This window comes from Streptomyces sp. NBC_01237 (assembly GCF_035917275.1).
Taxonomy (GTDB): Bacteria; Actinomycetota; Actinomycetes; order Streptomycetales; family Streptomycetaceae; genus Streptomyces.
In genome coordinates, this window is the sequence record NZ_CP108508.1 from 5,010,449 (window position 1) to 5,036,918 (window position 26,470).

At 71.5% G+C, this 26,470-nt stretch carries 24 protein-coding genes and 1 riboswitch; of the genes, 12 read left to right on the forward strand and 12 right to left on the reverse strand.

The genetic code is table 11. From position 1 onward, the window contains the following. Positions 1-213 precede the first annotated feature (213 nt). On the reverse strand, positions 214-852 hold the full coding sequence (locus tag OG251_RS22275; RefSeq protein ID WP_326678817.1) for a response regulator transcription factor: 639 nt from the start codon (positions 850-852) through the stop codon (positions 214-216). After that, on the reverse strand, positions 849-2,213 hold the full coding sequence (locus tag OG251_RS22280) for a sensor histidine kinase (protein WP_442818359.1): 1,365 nt from the start codon (positions 2,211-2,213) through the stop codon (positions 849-851). The genes OG251_RS22275 and OG251_RS22280 overlap by 4 nt, the downstream gene beginning before the upstream one ends. A 411-nt stretch (positions 2,214-2,624) precedes the next feature. Between OG251_RS22280 and OG251_RS22285 the strand changes: the two genes are divergently transcribed. The 4 genes from OG251_RS22285 to OG251_RS22300 all read left to right on the forward strand — a co-directional run bounded on the left by OG251_RS22285 (position 2,625) and on the right by OG251_RS22300 (position 6,719). After that, positions 2,625-3,182, forward strand: coding sequence for a GlcG/HbpS family heme-binding protein (locus OG251_RS22285; RefSeq protein WP_326678818.1), 558 nt, complete (start codon positions 2,625-2,627; stop codon positions 3,180-3,182). An 80-nt stretch (positions 3,183-3,262) separates the two neighbouring features. Beyond that, positions 3,263-3,859, forward strand: coding sequence for an ankyrin repeat domain-containing protein (locus tag OG251_RS22290; RefSeq protein ID WP_326678819.1), 597 nt, complete (start codon positions 3,263-3,265; stop codon positions 3,857-3,859). A gap of 62 nt (positions 3,860-3,921) precedes the next feature. Then, entirely contained in the window at positions 3,922-5,133 is a 1,212-nt protein-coding gene (locus OG251_RS22295; RefSeq protein WP_326678820.1) for a YncE family protein, read from the forward strand. A 143-nt stretch (positions 5,134-5,276) separates the two neighbouring features. Continuing rightward, a complete protein-coding gene (locus tag OG251_RS22300; RefSeq protein ID WP_442818360.1) occupies positions 5,277-6,719 on the forward strand; it encodes a M1 family metallopeptidase in 1,443 nt (480 codons plus the stop codon). 94 nt (positions 6,720-6,813) lie between these two features. Here the strand turns inward: OG251_RS22300 and OG251_RS22305 are convergent, their stop codons facing one another. From OG251_RS22305 to OG251_RS22315, 3 genes are all read right to left on the reverse strand, one after another. After that, complete coding sequence (locus tag OG251_RS22305; RefSeq protein WP_326678821.1) at positions 6,814-8,400, reverse strand: M4 family metallopeptidase; 1,587 nt, start codon at positions 8,398-8,400, stop codon at positions 6,814-6,816. Positions 8,401-8,539: 139 nt separating this feature from the next. Next, positions 8,540-9,076, reverse strand: a complete 537-nt coding sequence (locus OG251_RS22310) for a GNAT family N-acetyltransferase (RefSeq protein ID WP_326678822.1) — start codon at positions 9,074-9,076, stop codon at positions 8,540-8,542. A 276-nt stretch (positions 9,077-9,352) separates the two neighbouring features. Continuing rightward, a complete protein-coding gene (locus tag OG251_RS22315; RefSeq protein ID WP_326678823.1) occupies positions 9,353-9,928 on the reverse strand; it encodes a TerD family protein in 576 nt (191 codons plus the stop codon). A gap of 185 nt (positions 9,929-10,113) precedes the next feature. Here OG251_RS22315 and arfB point away from each other — a divergent pair, with 185 nt between their 5' ends. Then, on the forward strand, positions 10,114-10,548 hold the full coding sequence (gene arfB / locus OG251_RS22320) for an alternative ribosome rescue aminoacyl-tRNA hydrolase ArfB (protein ID WP_326678824.1): 435 nt from the start codon (positions 10,114-10,116) through the stop codon (positions 10,546-10,548). Between the two features lie 171 nt (positions 10,549-10,719). On the opposite strand, the gene OG251_RS22325 is transcribed toward arfB, so the two are convergent. Beyond that, positions 10,720-11,226 carry a flavin reductase family protein gene (locus tag OG251_RS22325; protein ID WP_326678825.1) on the reverse strand — a complete coding sequence of 169 codons (507 nt, stop codon included), beginning with the start codon at positions 11,224-11,226 and terminating at the stop codon, positions 10,720-10,722. Positions 11,227-11,608: 382 nt separating this feature from the next. Between OG251_RS22325 and cdgB the strand changes: the two genes are divergently transcribed. After that, positions 11,609-13,264: a diguanylate cyclase CdgB gene (gene cdgB, locus OG251_RS22330; RefSeq protein WP_326678826.1), complete on the forward strand. Its 1,656-nt coding sequence runs from the start codon at positions 11,609-11,611 to the stop codon at positions 13,262-13,264. A gap of 144 nt (positions 13,265-13,408) precedes the next feature. Further along, on the forward strand, positions 13,409-14,380 hold the full coding sequence (locus tag OG251_RS22335; RefSeq protein ID WP_326678827.1) for a CBM35 domain-containing protein: 972 nt from the start codon (positions 13,409-13,411) through the stop codon (positions 14,378-14,380). 186 nt (positions 14,381-14,566) lie between these two features. Here the strand turns inward: OG251_RS22335 and OG251_RS22340 are convergent, their stop codons facing one another. The 4 genes from OG251_RS22340 to OG251_RS22355 all read right to left on the reverse strand — a co-directional run bounded on the left by OG251_RS22340 (position 14,567) and on the right by OG251_RS22355 (position 18,859). After that, entirely contained in the window at positions 14,567-15,415 is an 849-nt protein-coding gene (locus OG251_RS22340; protein ID WP_326678828.1) for a class II fructose-bisphosphate aldolase, read from the reverse strand. Between the two features lie 77 nt (positions 15,416-15,492). Beyond that, positions 15,493-16,632, reverse strand: coding sequence for a 1-phosphofructokinase family hexose kinase (locus OG251_RS22345; RefSeq protein ID WP_326678829.1), 1,140 nt, complete (start codon positions 16,630-16,632; stop codon positions 15,493-15,495). A gap of 188 nt (positions 16,633-16,820) precedes the next feature. Next, a complete protein-coding gene (gene nagA / locus OG251_RS22350) occupies positions 16,821-17,966 on the reverse strand; it encodes an N-acetylglucosamine-6-phosphate deacetylase (RefSeq protein ID WP_326678830.1) in 1,146 nt (381 codons plus the stop codon). Next, positions 17,966-18,859: an ROK family protein gene (locus OG251_RS22355; RefSeq protein ID WP_385889479.1), complete on the reverse strand. Its 894-nt coding sequence runs from the start codon at positions 18,857-18,859 to the stop codon at positions 17,966-17,968. The genes nagA and OG251_RS22355 overlap by 1 nt, the downstream gene beginning before the upstream one ends. A 326-nt stretch (positions 18,860-19,185) precedes the next feature. Between OG251_RS22355 and OG251_RS22360 the strand changes: the two genes are divergently transcribed. From OG251_RS22360 to otsB, 3 genes are all read left to right on the forward strand, one after another. Then, a complete protein-coding gene (locus OG251_RS22360) occupies positions 19,186-20,463 on the forward strand; it encodes an ABC transporter substrate-binding protein (protein WP_442818429.1) in 1,278 nt (425 codons plus the stop codon). A gap of 43 nt (positions 20,464-20,506) precedes the next feature. Further along, a complete protein-coding gene (locus tag OG251_RS22365) occupies positions 20,507-20,758 on the forward strand; it encodes a DUF3263 domain-containing protein (protein ID WP_326678833.1) in 252 nt (83 codons plus the stop codon). Between the two features lie 340 nt (positions 20,759-21,098). After that, on the forward strand, positions 21,099-21,959 hold the full coding sequence (otsB, locus tag OG251_RS22370; protein ID WP_326678834.1) for a trehalose-phosphatase: 861 nt from the start codon (positions 21,099-21,101) through the stop codon (positions 21,957-21,959). Between the two features lie 62 nt (positions 21,960-22,021). Here the strand turns inward: otsB and OG251_RS22375 are convergent, their stop codons facing one another. Both OG251_RS22375 and OG251_RS22380 read right to left on the reverse strand, forming a co-directional pair. Next, positions 22,022-23,407: an alpha,alpha-trehalose-phosphate synthase (UDP-forming) gene (locus OG251_RS22375; RefSeq protein WP_326678835.1), complete on the reverse strand. Its 1,386-nt coding sequence runs from the start codon at positions 23,405-23,407 to the stop codon at positions 22,022-22,024. 151 nt (positions 23,408-23,558) lie between these two features. Further along, entirely contained in the window at positions 23,559-24,509 is a 951-nt protein-coding gene (locus tag OG251_RS22380; protein WP_326681358.1) for a glucosyl-3-phosphoglycerate synthase, read from the reverse strand. Between the two features lie 153 nt (positions 24,510-24,662). After that, a riboswitch (SAM riboswitch) is annotated at positions 24,663-24,791 on the forward strand. A gap of 19 nt (positions 24,792-24,810) precedes the next feature. Between OG251_RS22380 and thrC the strand changes: the two genes are divergently transcribed. Then, positions 24,811-26,112: a threonine synthase gene (gene thrC / locus OG251_RS22385; protein ID WP_326678836.1), complete on the forward strand. Its 1,302-nt coding sequence runs from the start codon at positions 24,811-24,813 to the stop codon at positions 26,110-26,112. A gap of 31 nt (positions 26,113-26,143) precedes the next feature. Next, on the forward strand, positions 26,144-26,422 hold the full coding sequence (locus tag OG251_RS22390) for a MoaD/ThiS family protein (protein WP_073718673.1): 279 nt from the start codon (positions 26,144-26,146) through the stop codon (positions 26,420-26,422). The last annotated feature ends 48 nt before the right edge of the window (positions 26,423-26,470 follow it).

The following is a 26,470-nucleotide window of genomic DNA, read 5'->3' on the forward strand; positions in this document are numbered from 1 at the left end:
CGGTGGGCGCCCTGCCTGACGTGCCTGCCTGATGTGCCTGCCTGACGTGCCCGCCTGACGTGCCCGCCTGATGTGCCCGCCGCCGGTGCACACTGCCATCGCCGGTGCGCACTGCCATCGCCGTCGCCTACGCCGGTGCCGGTGCCGGTGCCGGTGCCTACGCCGTCGCCTGTGCCTGCGGCCCTTGCCTGCTGTCCTGCCTGCCGTCCTCGCCTAGGGCAGCAGGCGCTGTTCCTTCGCGACGGCGACGGCGCCCGCCCGTGTGTCGACGCCGAGCTTGTCGTAGATCCGGCCCAGGTGGGTCTTGACCGTGGCCTCGCTGATGAACAGGGCGCGGGCGATGTCCCGGTTGCCGAGCCCCCGCGACAGCTGACCCAGGATGTCGAGTTCGCGTTCGGTGAGGGTGGGCACCGGCTTGCGCATCCGGGCCATGACCCGGCTGGCCACCGGGGCGGAGAGCGTCGTGCGGCCCTGGGCCGCCGAGTGGATCGCGGCGAACAGTTCCTCCGGGCGTTCGGCCTTCAGCAGGTAGCCGGTGGCTCCCGCCTCGATCGCGCGGGTGATGTCCGCGTCCGTGTCGTACGTCGTGAGCACCAGCACATGGACGGTTCCGCTTCCGGCCGCGGTGATCCGGCGGGTGGCCTCGACGCCGTCGATGCCCTCGCCCAGCTGGAGGTCCATCAGCACGACGTCCGGAGCGAGCCGGGCCGCCAGGGCCACCGCCTCCTCGCCGCTGCCCGCCTCGCCGACGACCTCGATGTCCGGTTCGCTGCCGAGCAGGGCGAGCAGCCCGGCGCGGACGACGGCGTGGTCGTCGCAGAGCAGGATGCGGACGGTCGCGGTCGCGGTCATGCGGATTCCTCCGGGGGGTTCTGCGGGCCGTTGCGCGGAACGGGGGGCGGTACGGGGGTGAGCGGGACGACAGCCGAGAGCACCGTTCCCTCGCCCGGTGCGGACTCGATCGTCAGTGTTCCGCCGAGCTGGCGCACCCGGGCCCGCATCGCGGGCAGCCCGTGGCCGCGTACGCCGCCCGCCGGGCGCGGCTCCGGCGCCGAGGGGGTGAAGCCCCGGCCGTTGTCGGCGATGTCGAGGACCACCCGGTCGTCCAGGTGCGTCAGGGTCAGTCCGGCGGCCGTCGCTCCCGCGTGCTCGCGTACGTTCGCCAGGGCCCCCTGGGCGATCCGCAGCAGTGCCGACTGCACCCGGTCGGGCAGCGCGGTGTGCGCGGTGCCCTCCACATGGCAGCGGACGGCGACCGCGCCCTGTGTCTGGGCCGTCTCACGGGCCGCGAGTGCGTGCAGCGCCGCCTCCAGACCGCCGCCCTCCGCGAGATCGGCCGGGGCCAGGTCGTGGACGAAGCGGCGGGCCTCGGCGAGGTTGCGCTCCGCGATACCGGTCGCCGTACGGACATGGCGGCGGGCGGCGGCCGGGTCGTTCTCCCAGGTGCGGTCGGCGGCCTGGAGCAGCATCTGCTGACTGGAGAGACCCTGCGCGAGGGAGTCGTGGATCTCCATGGAGAGCCGCTGGCGTTCGGCGAGGGTGCCTTCGCGGCGTTCGGTGGCGGCCAGTTCGCGCCGCGTACGCAGCAGGTCGTCGATCAGCTCGCGCTGCCGTGCGGCCAGTTCCCGCTGGCGTACCGCCTGGCGCTGCATATGGACGAAGACGGCGGTCGCCACGGCCGCGACGGCGGGCGGGGCGAGCACCAGATTCGGGTCGAAACCGGTCGCCAGCCGCAGTTGTGCGGCGACGACGAACGCGGTCAGCAGCGCGACGAGGGCGAGTGCGGCACGCGGTGGGAGTATCCGCAGCCCCGTGTAGAACAGCGGCACCGCACACCACGCGAAGCTCGGCGCGAGGACGACCAGCACCATCCAGACGACGACGAGAATCCCGAGCCAGGTCAGCCTGCGGGGCGTCGGGCGGGAACCGAGCACCGGCCCCACCAGGTAGAGCGCGGCGAGGACGACCGACAGCGCGATGATCCACGGGGTGCGGTCCTCGCCGGGGTGCCGCATCAGGAACCGGGTGAGCGAGGCGCCGAGCAGCAGGAAGAACGCGGCGTGCATGAGGAGCGCCAGCCAGCGGGCGTCGGGGTCGCCGGCGGTCAGGTCGGGATCCGCGCCGGGGGGACGGACGGGGCCGGCGTCCGGGGGACGACCGGGATGCGGGCCCGGGGCACGGTCGGGGTGCGGCGGCTCGCTGCGGTGCTGCACCTCGTACCTCGCACTCCCCGTCGACGATCCGGTGGACGACCCGCTGCTGCCTGCCGTCTGCCGTCAGCCGCCGCCTGTCGCTGACCGCTGCTGACCGCTGCTGACCTGCGCAGACCTCTCCATGGTGGCCCGAACCGACCACCCCCGCATCAACCGATCGGCCGATGGGGCCGTCAGCCGACCTGCGCGGCTCCTCCAGCCGGTACGCCGACCGTACGCGCCCGGATCCGGCCGGAGGATCGATAGCAGAGCGGAACGGCGGATCAGCGGAACAGCGGAACACCGAAAAGCCACAGGCCCGCTCGCCCCACCAGAGCCACTCCGGTCACCAGAGCCACCTCGATCACCAGAGCCACCCGGCCATCAGAGCCGCACCCCACCCCCAGTCACCAGAGCCACAAGGAGCCCACCATGAAGAAGATGTCGCTGCGCACCCGCGTCCTGACCGGTGCCGTTGCCGCCGCCGCCCTCGGTGCCGGAACCTTCGGCGCGATGTCCGCGAACGCCTCCACCCCGGCCGCCGCCCCCGCCGCCGCCGTCAAGGCGGACGCCGCCGACCGGAACCTCCAGCAGAGCACCCACCTGACCGTGGCCGCCGCGACCAAGGCCGCGCAGGCCACCCTGGACGCCGCGAAGAAGGAGAACCAGCGCGTCTCCGTCGCCGTCGTCGACCGCAACGGCAACACCATCGTGACCCTGCGCGGCGACGGCGCGGGCCCGCAGTCCCCCGAGTCGGCCGTGAAGAAGGCGTACACCGCCGTCTCCTGGAACGCGCCCACCTCCGAGCTGGTCAAGCGCCTGGAGCAGGCCCCGAACCTGAAGGACATCCCCGGCACCCTGTTCCTCGCGGGCGGTGCCCCGGTGCAGGTCAAGGGCGCCCCGGTGGCCGGCATCGGCGTGGCCGGCGCCCCCAGCGGCGACCTCGACGAGAAGTTCGCCGCGGCGGGCGTCGCCGCCCTCGCCCGGTAACCGCCCGCTACGGTGACCGCCCGCCGCCGCGACCGCCCCGTCGCGGCGGCAACCCCACCGACCCACGTACGGAGAAGCGCATGAACGCCCTCGATCACGACCTGCTCACCGCCGCGCGCACCGGCGACACCGCCGGAGTGCGGACCGCGATCGAGGGCGGCGCACGCGTCGACGCCCGCGACGAGGAACTGCGCACCCCGCTGCTCCTCGCCGTCCACGGCGACCAGGTCGAGGCGGCCCGGCTGCTGGTGGCGGCGGGTGCCGATCCGGATGCCCAGGACCGGCGCGAGGACAGCCCCTGGCTCGCCACCGGCGTGACCGGAAGCGTCGCGATGCTGCACGTCCTGCTTCCGGCCGGTCCGGATCTGACGCTCCGCAACCGGTTCGGCGGCATCTCGCTCATCCCCGCCGCCGAGCGCGGCCATGTCGCGTACGTACGGGAGGTGCTCCGGGTCACGGACATCGACGTCGACCACGTCAACCGGCTCGGCTGGACCGCCCTGCTGGAAGCGGTGATCCTCGGCGACGGCGGCCGGGCGCACCAGGAGATCGTGGAGGTGCTCCTCGCGGCCGGGGCGACGCCCGGTCTGCCGGACGGCGACGGGGTCACGGCCCTGGCCCACGCCGAACGGCGGGGTTTCGCGGAGATCGCGGCACTGCTCCGGGACGACCGGTGACGACGGCCGGGCGCCGGGCCGGCGCACGCCGGGCGGTCCTGGCGGCCGGCACCTCACGCCGTGTGGCACTCGGGGCCGGCACCGTACGCCGGGTGGCCCTGGCCCTTGCCGCGGCCGCCGTACTCGCCGGGTGCGCGACGGACAGCACGACGGGTGCTGCCGGTCCGGCGGCGGACGGCACCGCCTCGCGCGCCCCGGAGGAGCCCCGTGCCGCAGGCAGCGCCCCGGCGGGCCCGGGGCCCGCCGTCACCACTCCCCGGGGCACCCTTCTCGTCGCCGACTTCGGCGGCGACACCGTGACCTTCGTTGACCCGCGGCCCGGCGAGGGCCGCGGACCCATCGCCACGGTGAAGGCGGGCACCGCCCCGTACGGGCTCGTCGTCGGCAAGGACGGGCGGGCCTGGGTGGCGACCGCGGAAGGGGTCGCCGTCATCGACACCGCGACCCGGACCCGGCTGGCACTCGTCCCGTACGAGACGGAGAGCGGCCCGGTCACGACCGGCGAGTACCGGGGCGGCGGGATGGGTATCGCCCTCGCCCCCGACGGCAGGCACGTCTATGTCGGCGTCAACGTCCCCGGCGGCAACGGGACGCTGGAGGTCATCGACACGGCGACCCGTGAGGTGACCGGCACCGTTCCCGTCGGCCGCCGCCCCTTCGACGTGGACGTCTCGCCCGACGGCGGCGAGGTGTACGCCACCGGCCACGACTCCTTCGACGTGACGGTGGTGGACACGACGACGCTGGAACCGCGGCGGAGGGAAGTCGCCCCGTACGGCACCGAGGGCGGTCTCGGCTCCTGGCTGAAGCCGCACTACGCCGTCGTGCGCCCGGCGGACGGAAAGCTGCTCCTGCCCTTCGAGGGCGAACGGCTCGCGGTCCTCGACCCGCGCACCGGCAAGGTGACGACCGAGAGGATGACCGCCGACACGCACCAGCACGGGGCGGCCCTCGCCCCCGACGGCACCCTCCTCGTCGTCGGAACCGGCCCGATCGCCGCGGACGACGAGGACCCCTCCCTCACCGTCCGCAGCCCGGACGGCAAGGAGCGCGTCGTCCCCCTGGAGGGCCCGCACGAGGATGTGGCGGTGTCCGAGGACGGCCGTACCGCGTACGTCACGGGGGGCTTCACCCGCGACGGCTACTGGAACGGCATCACGGTGGTCGACCTCCACGACGACGGTGACGGTGACGGTGACGGGGACGGGGACGGGTACAGCGCACCGGTGCGGATCGACGCGGGCGAACGGCCCCTGGGTATCGCCGTCCTCTGAATCACTCCGTTCACTCCGCTCGCCCCGCCGACGCCGACGGTCACCCGCCGACTCCCGGCGACCACCTGCCGACGCCGACGGTCACCCCGCTCACTCCGACGACCACCTGCCGACTCCGACATTCCGCACATAGGATCATCGGTGTGGATCAACGAACCCCGATACGGCGAGCCCCGACGGGGCACAGCTCGATACGGCGCACGACGCCCGCGGCCGCCCTGCTGCTCGCGCTCGCCGTCCTCGGCACCGTCTCCGCCTGCACGGGCGGGGTGACGGGCACCCCCGGTGCCGCCGGGCTGCGCGACCCGTACTTCCCCAAGCTGGGCAACGGCGGCTACGACGTCACGCACTACGGTCTGACCCTCGACGTCGATCCCACCGCGCACCGGCTGCGGGGCACGGCGGAGATCACCGCCCGCGCCACCCAGGATCTCAGCGCCTTCCATCTGGACCTCGCCGGGCTCGACGTCGAGAGCGCCACCGTCGAGGGCCGCCCGGCCGCCGTCAACCGGGCGGGCAGGGAACTGACCCTGCGCCCGGACGCGGACGTCGAGGACCGGCTGCGCGAGGGCAGGACGTTCCGTACGGTCGTCCGCTACTCCGGCTCCCCGCAGACCATCACCGACGCCGACGAGTCGGAGGAGGGCTGGCTGCGGACCGCGGACGGTTCGCTGGCCCTCGGCGAACCGACCGGCTCCATGGCCTGGTTCCCCGGCAATCACCACCCGAGCGACAAGGCCACGTACGACATCGAGGTCACCGTGCCGAAGGGGCTGACGGCCGTCTCCAACGGAGAGCCGGCCGCCCGCCGGACGGAGGGGGACCGCACCACGTACAGCTGGCACACGCCCGAACCCATGGCGAGCTACCTCGCCACCGTCGCCATCGGGAAGTTCGAGACGAAGGAGTCGGTCACCCCGGACGGCATCGAGGTGTTCACGGCCGTGGACCCGGAGGTGGCGGAGGAGAGCGCCCCGGTGCTCGGCCGGCTCCCGGAGGTCATGGAGTGGGCGGCGGAGAACTTCGGCCCGTACCCCTTCACCTCCACCGGTGTGATCATCGACCGCGAGGACGATGCCGGGTACGCCCTGGAGACCCAGAACCGGCCGTTCTTCCCGGGCCCGCCCGACATCGGGCTCCTCGTCCACGAGCTGGCCCACCAGTGGTTCGGGAACTCCGTCACGCCCGCCACCTGGCAGGACATGTGGCTGAACGAGGGTTTCGCGACGTACGCGGAGTGGATCTGGAGCGAGGACTTCGAGGACACCCCGGCCCAGGACAGCTTCGACGAGGCGTTCGACGACGACGAGAACTGGGCCTTCCCGCCCGCCGAACCGCCGTCGGCCGCCGATATCTCCGAGTCGCCGGTGTACGGGCGCGGGGCGATGGTCATCCATGAGATCCGGCTGGCCATGGACGACGACGAGGCGTTCTTCGACCTGATCGCCGGATGGCCGAAGGCCCACCGGCACGGCAACGCGTCGACCGAGGACTTCATCGCGTACGTGGAGGAGGAGAGCGGGCAGGACCTGACGGAGCTGTGGGACACCTGGCTGTACGGCGAGAGCCGGCCGCCCGAGGGCTGACCGGCTCCCACCACACGTCACCGCACTCACCAGCTGCGGAACAGCTGTTGACTACGTCACCGCACTACTGCACCACTGCACTGCATGCACTGGTTCACTTCACGTTGACGCCGGTCCAGGCGTCGCCCACGGCCTTGAGCTCGGCGCTGTCCGCGCCGAACAGGTCGGTCGCCGCCTTCTCGGTCGCGACGCGCGCGCCCGCGTAGTCGGTGGAGGACGTCATGTAGACGGAGAGGGCCTTGTACCAGATCTGGTAGGCCTTCTCGCGTCCGATGCCGGTGACCGTCGAGCCGTCGGAGGTCGGGGAGTCGTAGTCGACCCCGTTGATGGTCTTGGCGCCGCTGCCCTCGGACAGCAGGTAGAAGAAGTGGTTCGCGACGCCGGACGAGTAGTGCACGTCCAGGTCGCCGACGCTGGAGTCCCAGGAGTCCGCCGAGCCGCCGTCCTTGCTGGGCTTGTCCATGTAGCGCAGCGGGGTGCCGTCGCCGTTGATGTCGATCTTTTCGCCGATGAGGTAGTCCCCGACGTCCGTGGCGTTGTCGGCGAAGAACTCCACCGAGGTGCCGAGGATGTCGCTGGTCGCCTCGTTGAGACCGCCGGACTCGCCGACGTAGTCGAGGTTGGCGGTGGCCGCGGTCAGACCGTGGCTCATCTCGTGACCGGCGACGTCGAGGGCGGTGAGGGCGCTCTTGTTGTCGGCCCCGTCGCCGTACGTCATGCAGAAGCAGCTGTCGTCCCAGAACGCGTTGACGTACGCGTCGCCGTAGTGGACGCGGGAGTACGCGGCCTTGCCGTCGCCCGCGATGCCGTCGCGGCCGAGCGCGGACTTGTAGAAGTCCCAGGTCTTCGCGGCGCCGTAGTGGGCGTCGACCGCGGCGGTCTGGCGGTCGTTGCCGGTGCCGTCGCCCCAGGTGTCGTCGTCGTCCGTGACGAGGTCGCCGGTGCCGCTCTCGCCCTGGTTGAGGTCGTACGTCTTGTGGCCGCCGCGCTCGCCGTCGGTCAGCTCGAAGCCCGAGCCGCCCTGCGTCGTGGACAGCTCGACCTCGCCGCTGTACTGGCTGTTGCCGGTGCCGGTCTCGATGGCCTCGAAGGAGTGCAGCTTCTTGCCGGTGACGGCGTCCGTGATGATGTGCAGCTTGCTGGGCGTGCCGTCCTTCTGCACACCGGTCTTCACGGTCTCGAACGCGAGGACGGGCTTGCCGCTGCCCGCGAAGATCACCTTGCGCGCGGCGGCGGCGCTCTTCACCTTCGGCGTGGTCGACGGCACCGATATCGGGGCCTTGGTCGCCTTGTCGACGCTCTTGAGCTTGCCGTTGCTCGCGATGTGGGTGACGAGGTCGCCGCCGAGGACCGGCAGTCCGGCGTAGGTGCGCTCGTAGCGGGTGTGCACCGTGCCACTGGCGTCCTTGATCACATCACGGACGATCAGTTTCTCCTGGCTGCCGAGCCCGAGGGAGTCGGCCGCCGAAGCCGCGTCCGCCTGGGCGGACTTGATGGCCGTGCCACGCTGCGACGCGGTGTTCACACCGAGCGCGGAGGCGGAGGCGGTGCGGGACGAGGAGTCTCCGTTGTCCGCGGCCTTGGGGGCGGCGCCGGCCGAACCGGCCTGCACGCCCGCGACCACCATGGCGGCCACTGCTGCCAGGGTTGCGGCACGACGAGTGTTCATGTGGAGGGTCATCTGAGTTCTCCGTAGGTCGTCCTGTGGGGGGACTACGAGCGGAGAGCGTGCCACCGAATGACCGTCTTTGACGGTGTGCCGACAATTGCCTCACAAGTTTTTGACCAGTTCTTGTCCGACTGGAGTCCATGTGTGTCCGTTATTCGGCGGACTTGAGAGGGTGCAGTGAGGTGCGCAGCACCGCGCAGGGGCGGCCCAGTTGACGGTCCGGCCGATGGCCGATGACTTCGTAACCGAGTGAGGTCCAGAAGGCGAGCGCGCGGGGGTTGTTCTCCAGGACCGCGATCCGCAGGCCGTCCCGTCCCGCCGCCCGGAACCGCTCGGCGACGAATCCGGCCAACTGCCGCCCGTACCCGGAGCGCTGCCGCCCGGCGTCGACCATCAGGAGGCCGATCCAGGGGTCGGGGTCGGCCGGGTCCGGATGGTGGGCGAGCGTCACGGCGACGCCGACGAGCGCGCCGTGCGAGCGGGCGAGCAGCACCTCGGCGTCCGGGTGGGCCAGGTCGTCGGCGAGTGCGGCGGCGACCTGCTCGGGGCGGATGTCGTCCGGGTCCGGGAAGTCGCCGCTGAGCTGATGGAACGCCCGGTTGGAGGCGTAGAGCGCGGCGAGTTCGGTGAGCAGCGGACCGGGGATGTCGTGGGTCACCGTGTCGAGGCCCAGCGGTTCGATGATCATGCGGCGCACCCTACGCGGGGGGTGTACCGGGCCCCTTGAGGCATGCACCCGTGCCGCCGCCGTCCGCGACGTACGGGAGCTCCGGGACGTACGGCGACTGGGACGTACGGGGACTCCGCGACGTACGGGAGCTCGGGGAGACACGGGGACTCCGCGACGTACGGGGACTCCGCGACGTACGGGAGCTCCGGGAGGCGCGGTGCCAACCGCTCGCGACGCACGGGAGCCCCCGGCCGGGGTACGGCCGGGGGCTCCCGCGGAACAGTCAGGAGCGCGTCAGAGGTTGACGCCGAAGTCCTGGGCGATGCCGCGCAGGCCCGAGGCGTAGCCCTGGCCGACCGCGCGGAACTTCCACTCGGCACCGTTGCGGTAGAGCTCGCCGAAGACCATGGCGGTCTCGGTGGCGGCGTCCTCGCTCAGGTCGTAGCGGGCGAGCTCGGTGCCGCCGGCCTGGTTGATGATGCGAATGAACGCGTTGCGGACCTGGCCGAAGTTCTGGCTGCGGTTCTCGGCGTCGTAGATGGAGACCGGGAAGACGATCTTGTCCACGTCGGCCGGCAGACCCGCCAGGTTGACGTTGATCTGCTCGTCGTCGCCCTCGCCCTGGCCCGTGACGTTGTCACCGGTGTGGACGATTGTCTGGTCCGGCGTCGACTTGTTGTTGAAGAAGACGAAGTGGCCGTCGGAGACGACCTTCCCCGCCGGGTTGACCGCGATCGCCGAGGCGTCGAGGTCGAAGTCGGTGCCGGTGGTGGTGCGGACGTCCCAGCCGAGGCCGACCGTAACGGCGGTCAGGCCCGGTGCCTCCTTGGTGAGCGAGACGTTGCCGCCCTTGGACAGGCTTACAGCCATGGGAAGTCCCTTTCCTTCGTCGTGTACGGGCTTCGTGTCATCACGAAAGCTACCGTCACCCGTCATAACGCAGGCAATGGACCACGAGGTTCCTGGTCGCTTTACTTTCTTTGCCGAACTTCTGGCCCAATGGGCCGGACGGGTGTGGCAAAAGAAGGTGACGGACGGCCCGTGGGGCAGGGAACATGGGTGTCATGTCCGGGCCCTATGTCATCCGCGGTTCGGTCTCCCTGCCGGAGGCCGAGCTCATGTGGCGTTTCTCGCGGTCCTCCGGGCCCGGGGGACAGCACGTCAACACCAGCGACTCCCAGGTGGAGCTGCGCTTCGACGTGGCGGCGACCGAGTCGCTCCCCGAGGTGTGGAAGGCGCGGGCGCTGGAGCGGCTGGCGGGCCGGCTGGTCAACGGCGTGGTGGCGGTACGGGCCTCCGAGCACCGTTCCCAGTGGCGCAACCGCGAGACGGCCGCCGTCCGGCTCGCCGCGCTGCTGGCCGAGGCCACGGCGCCACCGCCCAAGGCGCGCCGCAAGAGCCGGATCCCGCGCGGGATCAACGAGCGCAGACTGCGGGAGAAGAAGCAGCGCGGCGACACGAAGCGCGGCCGGTCGGGCCGCGACTGGTAGCCGGGCCGGTGGCGGGGCCGCCGACGGCTGCCCCGCGTGCCGGTCCCGGTGGGCGTCGGCCCGCGTGTGAGTCGGCCCACGTGTGCGTCGGCCCGGGGGCGCGTCGGCCCACGTGGGCGTCGACCCCGGGGGTGCGTCGACCCCGGGGGTGCGCGCCGGTCCGGGTGTGCGTCAGTCCAGCTGGCGGTAGCGCCCCTTGAAGTACGCCAGCGGGTCGCCGTCCGCGCTCGGCAGGGCCGCCGTCAGCACCCGCCCGATCACGAGCGTGTGGTCACCGGCGGGGACGCGCTGCTCCGTGCGGCATTCCAGTGTCGCGAGCGCCCCGCCGACCAGCGGCGCGTTCGTCACCTCTCCCCTGATGTAGGGGATGTCCTCGAAGAGCAGCCGGTCGCTGATCCGGCCCTTCATGGCGAACCGGCCCGCGATGTGCCGCTGGCTCCCCGCCAGTACGGAGACCGCCCACAGCGGCTGCTCCGACAGCAGGTCGTCCATCCGGGAGTCGTTGCGCAGGCTCACCAGCACCAGGGGCGGGTCCAGGGACACGGACATGAAGGCGGTCGCCGTCATCCCGACGTCCTCGCCCCGGCCGTGCTCGTCGAGCGGTGGTTCCTGCGCGGTGACCAGCACCACTCCTGCGGCCAGCCGCGCGAGGGCGGCACGGAACTCGTCGTTGCTCACCCCCTCAGCATGGGGGACGGGCTCGGGACGCGGGGCGGGGGGCTTTGTCTGCAACACACGGGGCACGCTAGCCGCGAGCGCCGGGCGACCGCATCGGGCCAGGGGACCAGCCGGGTCCTAGGACTCCGGAACCACGGGGGGCTCCACGGCGTGGCGGGGGCCGCTGCAACGCCGAGGATTTGCGTTCAAGAAAACGATGGGCGACTTGGGAGAGTCACTGGCAACCCTTTACCATCTGTTGTGACTTGAGTCACAGAGTGCAGTATTTGTTGACCCTGTGTACCGGGTGCACAGCTCACTGTGATTCAGTGAGCGTGACACTGCAAGAAGTACGTCGATATGAAACCTGGAGTTGCTGTCGAGGTCTCGGGGAGTGCGAGCAATGGAGGCCGAGTCGGAACCGTACGTTCGTCTTGCGACCATGCGGCAGCTGCACCAGGCCGTCGCTGATCTCAATACGGCGCGGAGTCTGGCGGACACGCTGCAGACAGTGGCCGACGGCATCGTCGCCGGTCTCGGCTACGAACTGGGCTGTGTGAACCTCGTCCGGCCCGACGGTGACCTCGTCATCGCCGCCTTCGCGGGCAATTCCGCGGCCGAAGCCCTGATCACCGGACGTGTCGGCTCCCGTTCCTCGTGGGAGCGCAGGCTGACCATGGGCGAAGCCTGGGACGAGCTCCGGTTCATACCGCACACCGAGGGCTGGGTCCTCCTCGACGACGACGTACCGCAGTGGCACACCGAGGGGCCCGAACCCCGGTTCGAGGACGAGTGGCATCCCCTGGACCGGCTCTACGCCCCGATGTACGCGTCCGGCGGTGGGCAGGATCTTCTGGGCGTTCTCTCGGTCGACCGCCCCCGCAACGGTCGCCGCCCCGGCGCGTGGGGGCGCGAAGCCCTTCAGATGTACGCATCACAGGCGGCGATTGCGATCAGTAACGCTCGCCTCAGAGCAAATATGCAGCGCGCACTGGTCAGGCTCGAACGGGAACAGCAGGCGCTGCGGGCCAGCGAGGAGTCCTTCCGCCAGGCGTTCGAGTACGCCCCCAGCGGGATGGCCATCGCCGAGATGGGCGGGGACCAGCACGGCCGGCTGCTGCGCACCAACGACGCCCTGTGCCGGCTGCTGGGCCGCCCCGCCTCCGTACTGCGCCGCTACTCCTTCGCCGACCTGGTCCACCCCGAGGACATCGGCACCCTGCTGCGCACGTCGGCCGAGGGCGGCCGGGCCGAGCTGCGGCTGGGGCGCCGGGACGGCACGTACCTCTGGGTCTCGCTGCGCAACTCCGTGGTGGCCGACACCGCGGACGGCCCGCGCTTCCTGCTCACCCATGTCGAGGACATAGAGGAGCGCAAGCGCCACGAGCTGAACCTCGCGCACCGCGCCTCGCACGACGCCCTCACCGGGCTGCCCAACAGTGCCGAGCTCAAGTCCCGGCTCAGCGCCCGCATCTGCGAGCGCCCGCACTCCACCGCCACCACCGCCATCGAGGCGCTGGACGCGGCGTACGGCGATGTCGAGACCTCCCGTACGCATGGCTTCCAGCCCGACGGCTACGAGACGGACCCGGTGCTGGGCGGCGGCCCGTACGACCACCATGTGCACACGGCGGCACCGGACGCGGACAAGGACGACGGGGCGAAGGGGCTCGCTGTCCTCTTCTGCGACCTCGACGGCTTCAAGTCCATCAATGACCGTTTCGGGCATCACACAGGGGACGCCGTACTGATCGAGGTCGCCCGGCGGCTCACCACCTGTGTGCGTGACGGGGACACCGTCGCGCGGCTCGGGGGTGACGAATTCGTCGTGCTCGCGGACGGGCTGGGCGCCGCGGACGCCGCTGACCTGGCTGTACGTCTACGAAATGCCATCATTCCGCCCATTCGGGTGGATGGCAGGGCGGTCCGGGTCGGGGCGAGCTTCGGCATCGGATGGGCCGAGTGCGGCATGACGGTGGAAGAGGTCCTGCGCTCCGCCGACCAGCGGATGTACGTGGAGAAGCGGTCCCGGTCGAAGGTTCACCGCAGGGCGGGCTGACGTTCACGGCATGGTCCCTCCCCTGCCCCGTATCGGTCCGCGGGACCGCACGGGTGGAGTGACGGCAAATTCGGCGAGTGCTCCGTTCGAGGTAGGCTCGGCCGGTCGGCGACGGCTGGCGACATGGTGAGGAGTGACCCAGGGATGACGGCCGGAAACAACGGCGCGAGCAAGCCCGAGGACGACGATCCGTTCGGCTACCTGTACGCGGACGGACAAGCGGCGGGAGCCCAGCCGCCCGGTCAGGGCGGTTACGGCTACCCCGGCCCGGCCGCGCAGCCCGGTGTGCCCAGAACCTCGTACAACCAGGTGCGGACCGTCGGCGAGCGCCAGTACGGGCAGCAGGTTCCGCATCAGCAGCAGGCGTACGGCCAGCAGGCCCCGCCGCAGTACGGCCAGCCGAACGCGCAGTACGCGGCCCCCGAGACCTACCCGGGTGGCGCGCCCACCTCCCAGGTCCCGCGCCAGGGCGGCAGGGACGGCGGTCCGGGCCGCGGCGGCCCCAACACCAAGGCCCTGCTGATCGTGGCGGTCGCCGTCGTCGCGGTCGTGCTCATCGGCATCGGCGTCGCCCTGACGACGGGCGACAACGGTGACAAGAAGAAGAGCGAGGCCGGATCGTCGGCCGGTCCCGCCGGTGAGGTCAAGGAATCTCCGAAGACCGAGAATTCCAAGGACCCGGAGGAGTCGGCCGAACTGCCGAAGCAGGACGCGGCGACGCTGACGCTCGGTGGTTCGGCCCTGACCGAGAAGACGGTCAAGGGCGCACAGGGCGCCGGGGGCACGTACATCACGGGCTTCAACCAGGTCGGCGCATCGGCGACCTGGAAGGCGAACATGCCGGACTCCGGTGAGTACGCCCTGACCGTGCGCTACGCGATTCCGGCGGTGGACGCCTTCGCGACCCTCACGGTCAACGGCAAGGCGAACTCGCAGCCGATCGGACTGAAGAACTTCATCAAGTCCTCCGACGCCAACTGGGAGAAGAACTGGCAGACCACCTGGGCGCCGGTCACCCTCCAGAAGGGCGAGAACGAGATCAAGATCTCGTGCGAGGACGGCAATCAGTGCAACGTGATCCTGGACTGGGTCGAGGTCACCCCGCCCAGGAACTGACCGTTCGGTTCGGCGGCGCCGCCCCGGCCCCGTCACAGCGGCGACGACCACTGTGACGGGGGACCGGGGCGGCGCCGGTTCTGTGCCCGGCCCCCCGGCGGACTGTCGGCGTGCCGGTCCGGGCCGGCCCCGGTCGTCGCCGCTGTCAGCCCGTCGCCGTTGTCGGCCCGAGAGCCCGTCAGCCCGTCAGCCCATCAGCCGCAGGAAACCCGCCACCGTCCCGGCCATCGCCTCGCGAGCCGGGACGAGGTATTTGCGCGGGTCCACGCCCGTCGGGTGTTCGGCCAGGTACGCCCGTACCGCGCCGGTGAACGCGGTGTTCAGGGCCGTGCCCACGTTGATCTTGACCATGCCCGAGGTCACCGCCTGCCGGATCTCCGCGTCGGGCACGCCGCTGGAGCCGTGCAGCACCAGGGGGACCGGGACCGCGTCGCGCAGCCGGGTGATCAGGGTGTGGTCCAGGGCGGCGGTGCGCTCGGTCATCGCGTGCGAGGAGCCGACCGCGACGGCCAGGGCGTCCACCCCGGTGCCGGAGACATACGCGGCGGCCTCGGCCGGGTCGGTGCGGACGCCGGGGGCGTGGGCGTCCAGCGGCGCCTCACCCTCCTTGCCGCCGACCTTGCCCAGCTCCGCCTCGATCCACAGACCGCGCTCGTGGCCCCAGCGGACGGCCTCCGCGGTGGTCTTCACGTTCTCGTCGTACGGGAGCTTGGAGGCGTCGAACATCACCGAGCCGAAGCCCTCCCCGTGCGCCCGGTGCAGCAGCTCGACGGACTCGACGTGATCGAGGTGGAGGGCGAGCGGTGCGGTCGAGGCGCGGGCGACGGCGGCGGCCGCGGCGGCGACGGCGGAGAGCAGCCCGCCGTGGAACTTGACGGCGTTCTCGGAGATCTGGAGGATCGCGGGCGCTCCGGCGCGCTCCGCCCCCATCGCGATGGCCTCGGCGTGCTCCAGCGTGATGACGTTGAAGGCGGCGATCCCGCGGCCCTCGGCCTGCGCGGCCGAGACGAGTTCACCGGTGCTGACGAGCGGCATGATGCCCCCTGCTTGCTGTTGTGCTGAGTGGTGCTGGACTCCCGCGTCGTGTCCGCGGCGTCGTCCGGGCCCGCGGCTCAGGCCGCGGGTGCGAGGCGTTCGACGCCGACGCGCGGCAACAGCCCGGCGTAGGCCGGGCCGTCGAACTCCCCGGCCGCCGGGGCCAGCACGGTCGCCGTCGACAGTGCCACCGCCCTGGTCAGCCGGTCCGGCCAGCTCAGGCCCTCGACGAGGCCGGACAGCAGTCCGGCCACCGCCGAATCGCCCGCGCCGGTCGGGTTGCCCTGTACGGCGGCCGGCGGGGAAGCCCGCCAGACGCCGTCCGGGGTGACGGCGAGCATGCCGTCCGCCCCCAGTGACGCGATCACGCTGTGGGCGCCGCGGCGACGGGCGTCCCGGGCGGCGCGCAGCGGTTCGCGGGCGCCGGTGAGCTGGGCCAGCTCGTCGGCGTTCGGCTTGACGAGGTCGGGGCGGGCCGCGATGCCGCGGCGCAGCGGTTCGCCGCTGGTGTCCAGCAGCACGGGGACCTCGGCGGTGCGGGCGAGACGGATCAGTTCCGCGTACGCGCCGACGTGGACACCGGGCGGCAGGCTGCCGCAGAGGGCGACCGCGTCGGCTCCGGTGAGCAGGTCCCCGTACGTCCGGAGGAAGGCGGCCCACTCACCGGCGCTCACCTGCGGTCCCGGCTCGTTGAACTGGGTGGTGTCACCGGTCGAGCGGTCGACGACGGCGAGTGTGCGACGGGTGTTCCCGGCAACGGTGACCAGGGCGTCGCGCGGGGGTGGGGCGATGGCTGCGGGTCCGGCCCCGGCTTCGGCGGAAGGATCGGGTCCGGCTCCGGCTTCGGCGTAAGACCCGGCTCCGATGGCAGGACCGGCTGCGGCTACGGCTGCGGCGGACCGCCCGGCCCCGGCTGCGGCGGAAGGGCCGGCTCCGATGGCAGGACCGGCTGCGGCTACGGCTGCGGCGGACCGCCCGGCCCCGGCTTCGGCGGAAGGGCCGGCCAGGAGCTCGCGCAGCACGGCCCCGGTGGAGCCGCCCACGAATCCGGTGACCACCGTCTCGTGGCCGAGCGCGGAGAGCACCCGGGCCACGTTCAGCCCCTTGCCGCCGGGGCGTTCGGATATCTCGCCCACGCGGTGGCTGCTGTGCGGGACGAGTGCCGGAACGGCGTACGTCACATCGAGTGCGGTGTTCAGCGTGACGGTCAGGATCATCCGCGCCGACCCCCCATCCTTTGGTGCCTCGGCCCTTTGCTGCCTTGATAGAACGCGCTTACCCGCACTGCCGCGGAAGCCCTGACGATCATGCCAAAGAGACGGCGGCCGGCCCAGTCCCCGGGGCCAACCGCCGTCTCTTCGTTACGTGCTCGGCCCGCCGTCGGCGGCGGGCGGTATGTGCCGTTCTACGGCTCGATGATCCATTCGCCCTTGCGCATGACGCCCTTCAGCGCGAAGTCCGCGTCCAGGACCACCAGGTCCGCGTCCTTGCCCGGGTCCAGCGAGCCGACCCTGTCGTCCACGCCGAGCAGCCGCGCCGGGTTGGCGGAGATGGACCGTACGACGTCGTCCACCGGAATCCGGTCGACCGTCACGGCCCGCCGGAAGGCGGTGTCCAGGGTGAGGGTGGAGCCCGCGATCGAGTTGCCCTCCACCAGTCGGGCGACGCCGTCCTTGACCTCGACCGCGAGCGGGCCCAGTTGGTACTGGCCGTCGCCGAAACCGGCCGCGTCCATCGCGTCGGTGATCAGCGCGACGCGGTCGGCGCCCGCGTGGTGGTAGGCCAGTTGCAGGGCGGCCGGGTGCAGATGCGTACCGTCGTTGATCAGCTCGACGGTGATCCGCTCGTCCTCCAGGAGGGCGGCGATCGGACCGGGGGTGCGGTGACCGAGGGGCGGCATCGCGTTGTAGAGGTGCGTGGCGACGGTGGCGCCCGCGTCGATGGCCTCGACGGTCTGCTCGTACGTCGCGTCGGTGTGACCGATCGCGGCGATGACCCCGTGCTCGGCGAGCAGCCGCACCGAGTCGATGCCGCCGGGCAGCTCGGTGGCGAGGGTGAACATCTTCGCCGTGCCGCGCGCCGCGTCCATCAGCTTGCGGACCTCGGCCGGGTCCGGGTCGCGCAGCAGCTTCTCGCTGTGCGCGCCCTTGCGGCACGGGGAGATGAACGGGCCCTCGAAGTGGATCCCGGCCAGATCGCCCTGCTCGACCAGTTCGGAGAGGATTCCGGCCCGCTGGGCGAGGAAGTCCATCTCACCGGTGACGGTGGAGGCGACCAGGGTGGTGGTGCCGTGCTCGCGGTGCGTGCGGATGCCCTTGAGGACCTCGTCCACGGTGCCGGAGGTGAACGAGGCGCCGCCGCCGCCGTGGTTGTGCATGTCGACGAAGCCCGGGACCACCCAGTGGCCCGTGAGGTCGACGGTCCGGGCGCCCTCCGGCGAGCTGCCGGAGATCCGGGTGCCTTCGACGATCACCCGGCCGTTCTCGACGGTGCCGGTGGGAAGTACCACCCGGGCCCCTGCGAGAACGGTGCTGTCTGCGCGTCCGGCCATCAGGCGGATACCTCCGTGGAGAGTAGATCCCAGGCGAGCAGCCCTGCGCCCAGGCATCCGGCGGTGTCCCCGAGGGCCGCCGGGACGATGCGGGGCAGTTTCTGGAACGTGACGCGTTCCTCGACGGCCGCACGCAGTGGTGTGAACAAGGTTTCCCCGGCCTCGGCCAGACCGCCACCGATGATGAGCATGCGGGGGTCCAGCAGGGTGAGCGCGGTGACCAGTCCGGCGGCGAGCGCGTCGACCGCGTCCGTCCAGACCCGGATCGCCGCGGGGTCGCCCGCCTCGACGGCCTTCGCGCAGTCCGCCGCGTCCGCCTCGGGGTTCGAGGAGGCAGCGGCCCAGGCCCGGGTCACCGCGGACGCGGACGCCAGGGTCTCCATGCAGCCGCGCTGGCCGCAGCCGCATTCCGGGCCGTCCGGCCGGACCACGAGGTGGCCGATCTCGCCCGCGTAACCGTGGGCGCCCGCCTCGATGGAGCCGTCGATCCCGATGGCCCCGGCTATCCCGGTGCCCAGCGGTACGAACAGGAAGCGGTCCGCGCCCTGCCCGGCCCCGATCCGGCCCTCGGCGAGACCGCCGGTCCTGACGTCGTGGCCGAGCGCGACGGGTACGCCGCCGAGCCGCTTGCCGAGCAGGTCGCGCAGCGGTACGTCGCTCCAGCCCAGGTTCGAGGCGTAGACCAGGATCCCGTTCTCGACGTCGATGATGCCGGGCACGGCGACCCCGGCGGCGACGGCGCTCTCGCCGAAGTGCTCCTCGCCGTACGCGCGCAGATCCGCGGCGAACGTGAGGATGGTTTCGACGACCGCCTCGGGACCGCGCTCGCGCCCGGTGGCCCGTCGCGCCTTGTGGAGGAGCGTGCCGTCGGTCCCGACCAGCGCGGCCTTCATTCCTGTGCCGCCCACATCGAGGGCGATGACATGTCTCACGGGAGACAGTTTCGCCCGCCGACCCCTAAAAGGTCTAGTCCACTAGGGCTGTTTGTTGCGCATCCATACAAAATGATCGGACCCGGTGGCCCGGGTTGCCCCTTTGCGTACGTTGCCGAAGTGATACGCCGGTGGTGTAGACCTTTGGGACGCGGATGGGGGAAAATCGCAGTTCTTCCGGACGACGTCCGCGTGAGTGCCGGAGCCGCGGCCGCCGCGGGGCGCGATGACGGCGGGAGTCCGTCGGTCCGTGAGCGATGCGTGCAGGAGCGATGCGACCGACGAGGATGGGCGGGGCTGTGCAGCGGCGCTTTATGGGTTGGACCGCGGTAGTGGCGGCACTCGGCATGACAGCGGCGTTGTCTGCCTGTGGCGGTGACAGCGGCTCGGAGGACGTCACCCTCACACTGGTCGCCGCCGACTACGGCACCAGTGCGGCCAACAGCTCCGAGAAGTACTGGAACCGTGTCGCCGAGGGCTTCGAGAAGTCCCACCCCGGCATCGAGGTCGATGTCCGCATCTACCCGTGGACGGACGTCGACCGCGAGGTCGCCGAGATGGTGAAGGCCGGGAAGGCGCCGGACATCGCCCAGATCGGGGCGTACGCCGACTACGCCAAGGCCGGCAAGATCTACACCGCCGACCAGATGCTCGCCATCCGCACCCAGGCCAACTTCCTCCCGGTGCTGAGCGACGCGGGCAAGATCCAGGGCCGGCAGTACGGGCTGCCGTTCGTCGCGAGCACCCGGCTGCTCTTCTACAACAAGGAGCTCTTCCGGCAGGCCGGTCTCGACGCCCCGCAGACCTGGACCGACATCCAGCACCACGCCTCCGCGCTCAAGCAGCGTGGTGTCGGCTACCCGTTCGCGCTGCCGCTCGGCCAGGAGGAATCCCAGGCCGAGACCATGATGTGGCTGCTCAGCGGGGGTGGCGGCTACACGGACGACGTCGGCTCGTACGACATCGACTCCGACAAGAACGTCGCCACGCTCCAGTGGCTGAAGGACAACCTGGTCGGCAAGGGGCTCACCGGCCCCGTCGAGCCCGGCAAGCTCGACCGGGCGAAGGCGTTCGCCGCGTTCACCAAGGGCGAGGTCGGCATGCTCAACGGGCATCCCACGCTGATGCGGAAGGCCGAGGCGAAGGGCATCGACGTCGGCATGGTGCCGCTGCCCGGCATCGACGGTCCGACGCAGGGCACGATGGGCGTCGCCGACTGGATGATGGGCTTCAAGCAGAACGACCACCGCAGGGAGATCGGTACGTTCTTCGACTACGCGTACTCGGACGCGAACGTGCTGGCCTTCGCCGACGAGTACGACATGCTGCCGGTGACCGGCAGCGCGTCCGCCGTGATGGAGAGCGACGCCGAGCACAAGCCGCTGCGGGGCTTCCTGGCGGCGCTGCCGAACTCGCAGTTCTACCCGTACGCCAAGACGTCCTGGGCCGGTGTCAGCGAGGGCCTCAAGAAGAACATCGGCGACGCGGTCGCCCCGGACGGCAGCCCGCGGAGCGTCCTCTCCGCGATCGCCAGTGCGGCGGGCCGGGCGGAGAGCGCCGAGTAGCGGCCCGGTGGCGGTGTCCGGGGCGGGAGCTAGGTTGGTTGATATGACCGCCCCCGAGAACGGACCCGACAACGCGCTGTCCGACCGGGACCGCGCGCTGCTGGCCCTGGAGCGGCGCTCCTGGGCGGGCCCCGGGGCGAAGGAGCGGGCGATCCGCGAGGAGCTGGGGATCTCGCCGGTGCGCTACTACCAACTGCTGAACGCGCTGATCGAGGACCGTCGGGCGCTGGCGGAGGACCCCGTCACGGTGAATCGGCTGCGCCGGATACGGGACGCGAGGCGGGATCGCCGCTGAGGCGCGCCCCGCACCGCCGGACGGGCACGGGGCCGGCGCGGGGCCGACGCGGGGTCGGCGTACAGGCCGGGCGCACACGACGTACAGGCCGGGCGCACACGACGTACAGGCCGGGCGCACACGACGTACAGGCCGGGCGCACACGACGTACAGGCCGGGCGCACACGACGTACAGGCGCCGGGCGCACACGACGTACAGGCCGGGCGCACACGACGTAGAGGCACGGCGTACATGGCGTACAGGCACGGCGTACACGGTGTACGGGGCGTACGGGCCGGGCGTACACGGCGTACGGGCTTTTCCCGCCCCCGGGGGCTTCGGGCGCTATAGGGTCGAAGCATGGGCAGACACCCCGAACTCCTGCCGACCCCGAGCACTCCCGCCGGCCGTGAGGGCCTCGCCGCACTCCTCGCCCGGCCCGACCGCGCGGTCGTCGCTCTCGACTTCGACGGCACGCTCGCCGACATCGTCCCGGACCCCGAGCAGGCCCGCGCCCACCCCGACGCCGTTCCGGCGCTCGCCGCGCTCGCTCCGAAGGTCGCCTCGGTCGCCGTGATCACCGGGCGCCCGGCCGGTGTCGCGGTCCGCCACGGCGGCTTCGCCGGAGTGCCGGGCCTCGATCACCTCGTCGTCCTCGGCCACTACGGCGCCGAGCGCTGGGACGCCGTCACCGGCACCGTCCACGCCCCCGCCCCGCACCCCGGCGTCGCCGCGGTCCGGGCGGAACTGCCCGGCGTGCTCCACGAGTTCGGTGCCTGGCACGGGACCTGGGTGGAGGAGAAGGGGCAGGCCCTCGCCGTCCACACCCGCCGCGCCGAGGACCCGCAGGCCGCCTTCGAGTCGCTGCGCGGGCCCCTCGGAGAGCTCGCGGCCCGGCACGGCCTGATCGTGGAACCGGGACGCCTGGTGCTGGAGTTGCGCCCGCCCGGCATGGACAAGGGCGTCGCGCTGGCGGAGTACGTACGGGAAATGGACGCCGAGTCCGTCCTGTACGCGGGTGACGACCTCGGTGACCTCGCGGCGTTCGCCACCGTGGAGAAGCTGCGCGCCGAGGGGCCGGACGGGATCCCCGGTCTGCTGGTGTGCAGCGGCAGTGCCGAGGTTCCCGAACTGGCCGAACGCGCCGATCTGCTGCTGCCGGGACCGGCGGCCGTCGTCGGCTTCCTCGCGGACCTGGCGCGGCACGCCCAGCCCCGGTAAGCCCTGGCCCGGTAAGCCCTGGCCCGGTAGCTCCAGGTCCCGTCCGGGGCCCCGGCCCCCGGTCAGTCGCGCCGCAGCGCCTCCAGCTGGTCCAGGAACCACTGCTGCGGCGGCAGCGCGGTCGCCGCAGCGGCCAGCCGCTCGCAGCGTTCGGCCCGTTCGCCGCTCTCCATCGACAGCGCCTCGTGCAGGGCGGCGGCCGTCGCGGTCACGTCGTACGGGTTCACCACGATCGCGTCGGCGCCCAGCTCCTCGTACGCCCCCGCCTCCCGCGACAGCACCAGGACGCAGCCGCGGTCGGAGACGACGGGGACCTCCTTGGCGACCAGGTTCATGCCGTCGCGGATCGGGTTGACCAGGGCCACGTCCGCCAGCCGGTACGCGGCCAGGGAACGCGCGAAGTCGTCCTTGACGTGGAGGACGACGGGGGTCCAGCCGGGCGTGCCGTAGGCGGCGTTGATCTCGTCGGCCAGGGTCTGCACCGCCGCCGTGTACTCCCGGTACACCGCGAGGTCCTGCCGTGAGGGGTAGGCGAAGGCGACATGGACGACCCGTTCGCGCCACTCGGGGCGCGTGTCGAGCAGGGCGCGGTAGGCGTGCAGGCCGCGGACGATGTTCTTGGAGAGTTCCGTACGGTCCACCCGCACGATCGTGCGGCGGTCGCCGTCGCCGCCCACCTGCTCCCGCAGCGCCGCCATCCGGTCGTCCACGTCCGCCTCGTGCGCGCGGCGCCGCAGGAACTCCGCGTCCGCGCCGAGCCCGTGCACCCCGATGCGGGTCCGCCCCGTGCCGCCCAGGATCTCCGTGCAGCAGCTGATGAAGGCGTCCGCCCAGCGCCGGGTCAGGAACGCCGCCCGGTCCGCGCCCAGGATGCCGCGCAGCAGCTGTTCACCGATGTCGTCGGGCAGCAGGCGGAAGTAGTCGACGGGCGCCCACGGGGTGTGCGAGAAGTGGCCGATGCGCAGGTCGGGGCGGAGTTCCCGGAGGAGGCCGGGGACCAGGGCGAGGTGGTAGTCCTGCACCAGGACGGCCGCCCCCGGCCCCGCCTCCTCGGCGAGCGCCTCGGCGAAGGCCCGGTTGTACGTCTCGTAGGAGGCCCACTGGCGCCGGAACTCCGCGTCGAAGACCGGCTCGACGGGTGTCTGGTAGAGCAGGTGGTGGACGAACCACAGGACGGAGTTCGCGATCCCGTTGTACGCGTCGGCGTGCACATCGGCGTCGATGTCGAGCATCCGTACGCCCGGCTCACCGACCCCGCGCCGGACCGCCTCGCGGTCGCCGTCGCCCAGGGCGGCGCACACCCACAGCTTGTCGTCGACGGCGCTCAGGCCCGAGACGAGGCCGCCCCCGCCCCGTTTCGACGCGAGCGAGCCGTCCTCGCTCAGCGAGTACGACACCGGGCCGCGGTTGGACGCGACGAGAACCTGGGCAGCGTGCTCGGAGACCATGTAGCGGAACCTAGCCCGTTCGGGAAGCCGTCAAACGCGATTGGTTACGCCACACCGAACACGGCCGGTACCGGACCGCCCCCGTCCCGTGCCGTCCGGTGCCTCATGCCACCCGGCGCTCGCCGCCCGGTGCCCCACGCGGCCCGGTGCCTCACGCGGCCCGGCGCTCGGTGTACTCCGCGATCTCCCGCATCGGCGGCCGCTCCTCCGTGTCCACCGCATGGGTGCGCGGTACGAAGCCGTTCTCGCCCCGCTCGAACTGGGTGAGCGCGGGCCGCACCAGATGTCCCCGGGAGAGCCGCAGCTGCGCGGTGCGGTAGATCGCCGCCGCCATCCGGCCCAGCGCCTGACCGTCCTGGTGGCGGTGCTTGCGTACGCCGACATCGACCTGCGCCAGCGCGTCCAGGCCCACGGTGTGCAGGGCGTCGACGAGCAGCCCCAGCTCCACTCCGTAGCCGACCGGGAAGGGCAGCCGCTCCAGCAGGGAGCGCCGCACCGCGTATTCGCCGCCCAGCGGCTGGACGAACCCGGCCAGCTGCGGCCAGTGCAGATTGAGCAGGGGGCGCGCCACCAGCTCCGTGACCCGACCGCCCTGACCTGCGGTTTCGCCCAGGGGGCGGTCGTACATCGCCTTGACGAACTGCACGGACGGGTCGGTGAGCAGCGGTCCGACGATGCCGGAGACGAAGTCGGCGGAGAAGTCCTTGAGGTCGGCGTCGATGAAGCAGACGATCTCACCGCTCGTCACCAGCAGTGACCGCCACAACACCTCGCCCTTGCCGGGCAGGGCCGGTATCCGCGGGAGTATCGCGTCCCGGTGCACCACCCGGGCGCCCGCGCGGCGGGCGGCCTCGGCGGTGGCGTCGGTGGAGCCGGAGTCGATCACCACCAGCTCATCGACGAGCCGGACCTCCTCCATCAGCTCGCGCCGGATCGTCGACACGATCGCGCCGACCGTCGCCTCCTCGTTCAGCGCGGGCAGGACGACACTCACGCTCGCCCGGTGTGGATCCCTGGCCCGCGCGGCGACGAGCCGGTCCAGCGGGCGGTCGGCGGCCGACCAGGAACGCCTGGTCAGCCAGCGTTCCACCTCTTCCAGCACGGTCGATACTCCCTGTATGTGATTCATCTCGCGGTTCGGACGACTATCTCAACGGTCCGGTGCTTCGGTTACAGTCTTGAACAACGCGGATGACCGTCGCATGTCGGGGTCCGTCCGCCAATAAATGCCTGGATCGAAGATCCAGTGCCACAGCGCTCATCCAGAGGGACTGAGGGAACGGCCCGTTGAAGTCCCGGCAACCCTCCCGCCGACCGTTGAGGTCACGGTGGGGAAGGTGCCAATTCCGTCTTGTGGCGAAATGCGTCGCAAGGAAGATGAGGAGAAAGGGACCTCCGCCATCATGGCTGTTCAGACTGTTGCCGCATCCACCGATTCTGCTGTCTCCGCTGTGGATCTCGGCCCCGCCGCCGCGCTTTCCTGCCGCGAGTGCGGTGAGCGTTTCGAGCTCGGCCCCCTCTTCGCCTGCGCGTCCTGTTTCGGGCCGCTCGAAGTGGCGTACGACCTGCCGAGCGGTACCCCGGACGAGCTGAAGAAGCGCATCGAGGCCGGACCGAACAACATCTGGCGCTACGCGCCGCTGCTGCCGGTCCCCGCCGATGTCGCGGACAAGCCCAACATCAACCCCGGCTTCACCAAGCTGGTCAAGGCCGACAACCTCGCCCGTGAACTGGGCGTCACCGGTGGCCTGTACGTCAAGGACGACTCCGGGAACCCGACGCACTCCTTCAAGGACCGCGTCGTGGCCATCGCCGTCGAGGCCGCCCGCGCCTTCGGGTTCACCACCCTGTCCTGCTCCTCCACCGGCAACCTCGCCGGTGCGGTGGGCGCCGCCGCCGCCCGCGCCGGCTTCCGGTCCTGCGTGTTCATCCCGCACGACCTGGAGCAGGGCAAGGTCGTCATGGCCGCTGTGTACGGCGGTGAGCTGGTCGGCATCGAGGGCAACTACGACGACGTCAACCGCTTCTGCTCGGAGCTCATCGGCGACCCGCTCGGCGAGGGCTGGGGCTTCGTCAACGTCAACCTGCGGCCGTACTACGGCGAGGGCTCCAAGACGCTGGCGTACGAGATCTGCGAGCAGCTCGGCTGGCAGCTGCCCGACCAGATCGTCATCCCGATCGCGTCCGGCTCGCAGCTCACGAAGATCGACAAGGGCCTCCAGGAGCTGATCAAGCTCGGTCTGGTCGAGGACAAGCCGTACAAGATCTTCGGTGCCCAGGCCGAGGGCTGCTCCCCGGTCTCCACCGCCTTCAAGGCCGGTCACGACGTCGTGCGTCCCCAGAAGCCGAACACGATCGCCAAGTCCCTGGCGATCGGCAACCCGGCCGACGGCCCGTACGTCCTGGACATCGCCCGCCGCACCGGTGGTGCCGTCGACGACGTCAACGACGAGCAGGTCGTCGACGCGATCAAGCTGCTGGCCCGCACCGAGGGCATCTTCGCGGAGACGGCGGGCGGGGTGACGGTCGGCGTGACGAAGAAGCTGATCGAGGCCGGTCTGCTCGACCCGTCGCTGACCACCGTCGTCCTGAACACCGGTGACGGCCTCAAGACGCTCGACGCGGTGGCCGCGACCTCGCAGGCGACCGCGACCATCCGGCCGAGCCTGGACGCATTCCGCGAAGCCGGCCTCGCCGCCCTCTGATCACCCCGAGACCGAAGGAAGGCACCCCACCATGAGCGTCAAGGTCCGCATCCCCACCATCCTCCGCACCTACACGGACGGCCAGGCCGAGGTCGCTGCGGAGGGCACCAACCTCTCCGAGGTCATCGAGTCCCTGGAGAAGAACCACCCGGGCATCGCCGCCCGTGTCCTGGACGACCAGGGCAAGCTGCGCCGCTTCGTCAACGTGTACGTCAACGATGACGACGTGCGCTTCGAGGGCGGCCTGAAGACGGCCACCCCGGACGGCGCGGGCATTTCGATCATTCCGGCAGTGGCCGGAGGCTGCTGACTTCACCGCGTGACCCCGATTGCCCCCTCCGCGAGAGAAGCGGAGGGG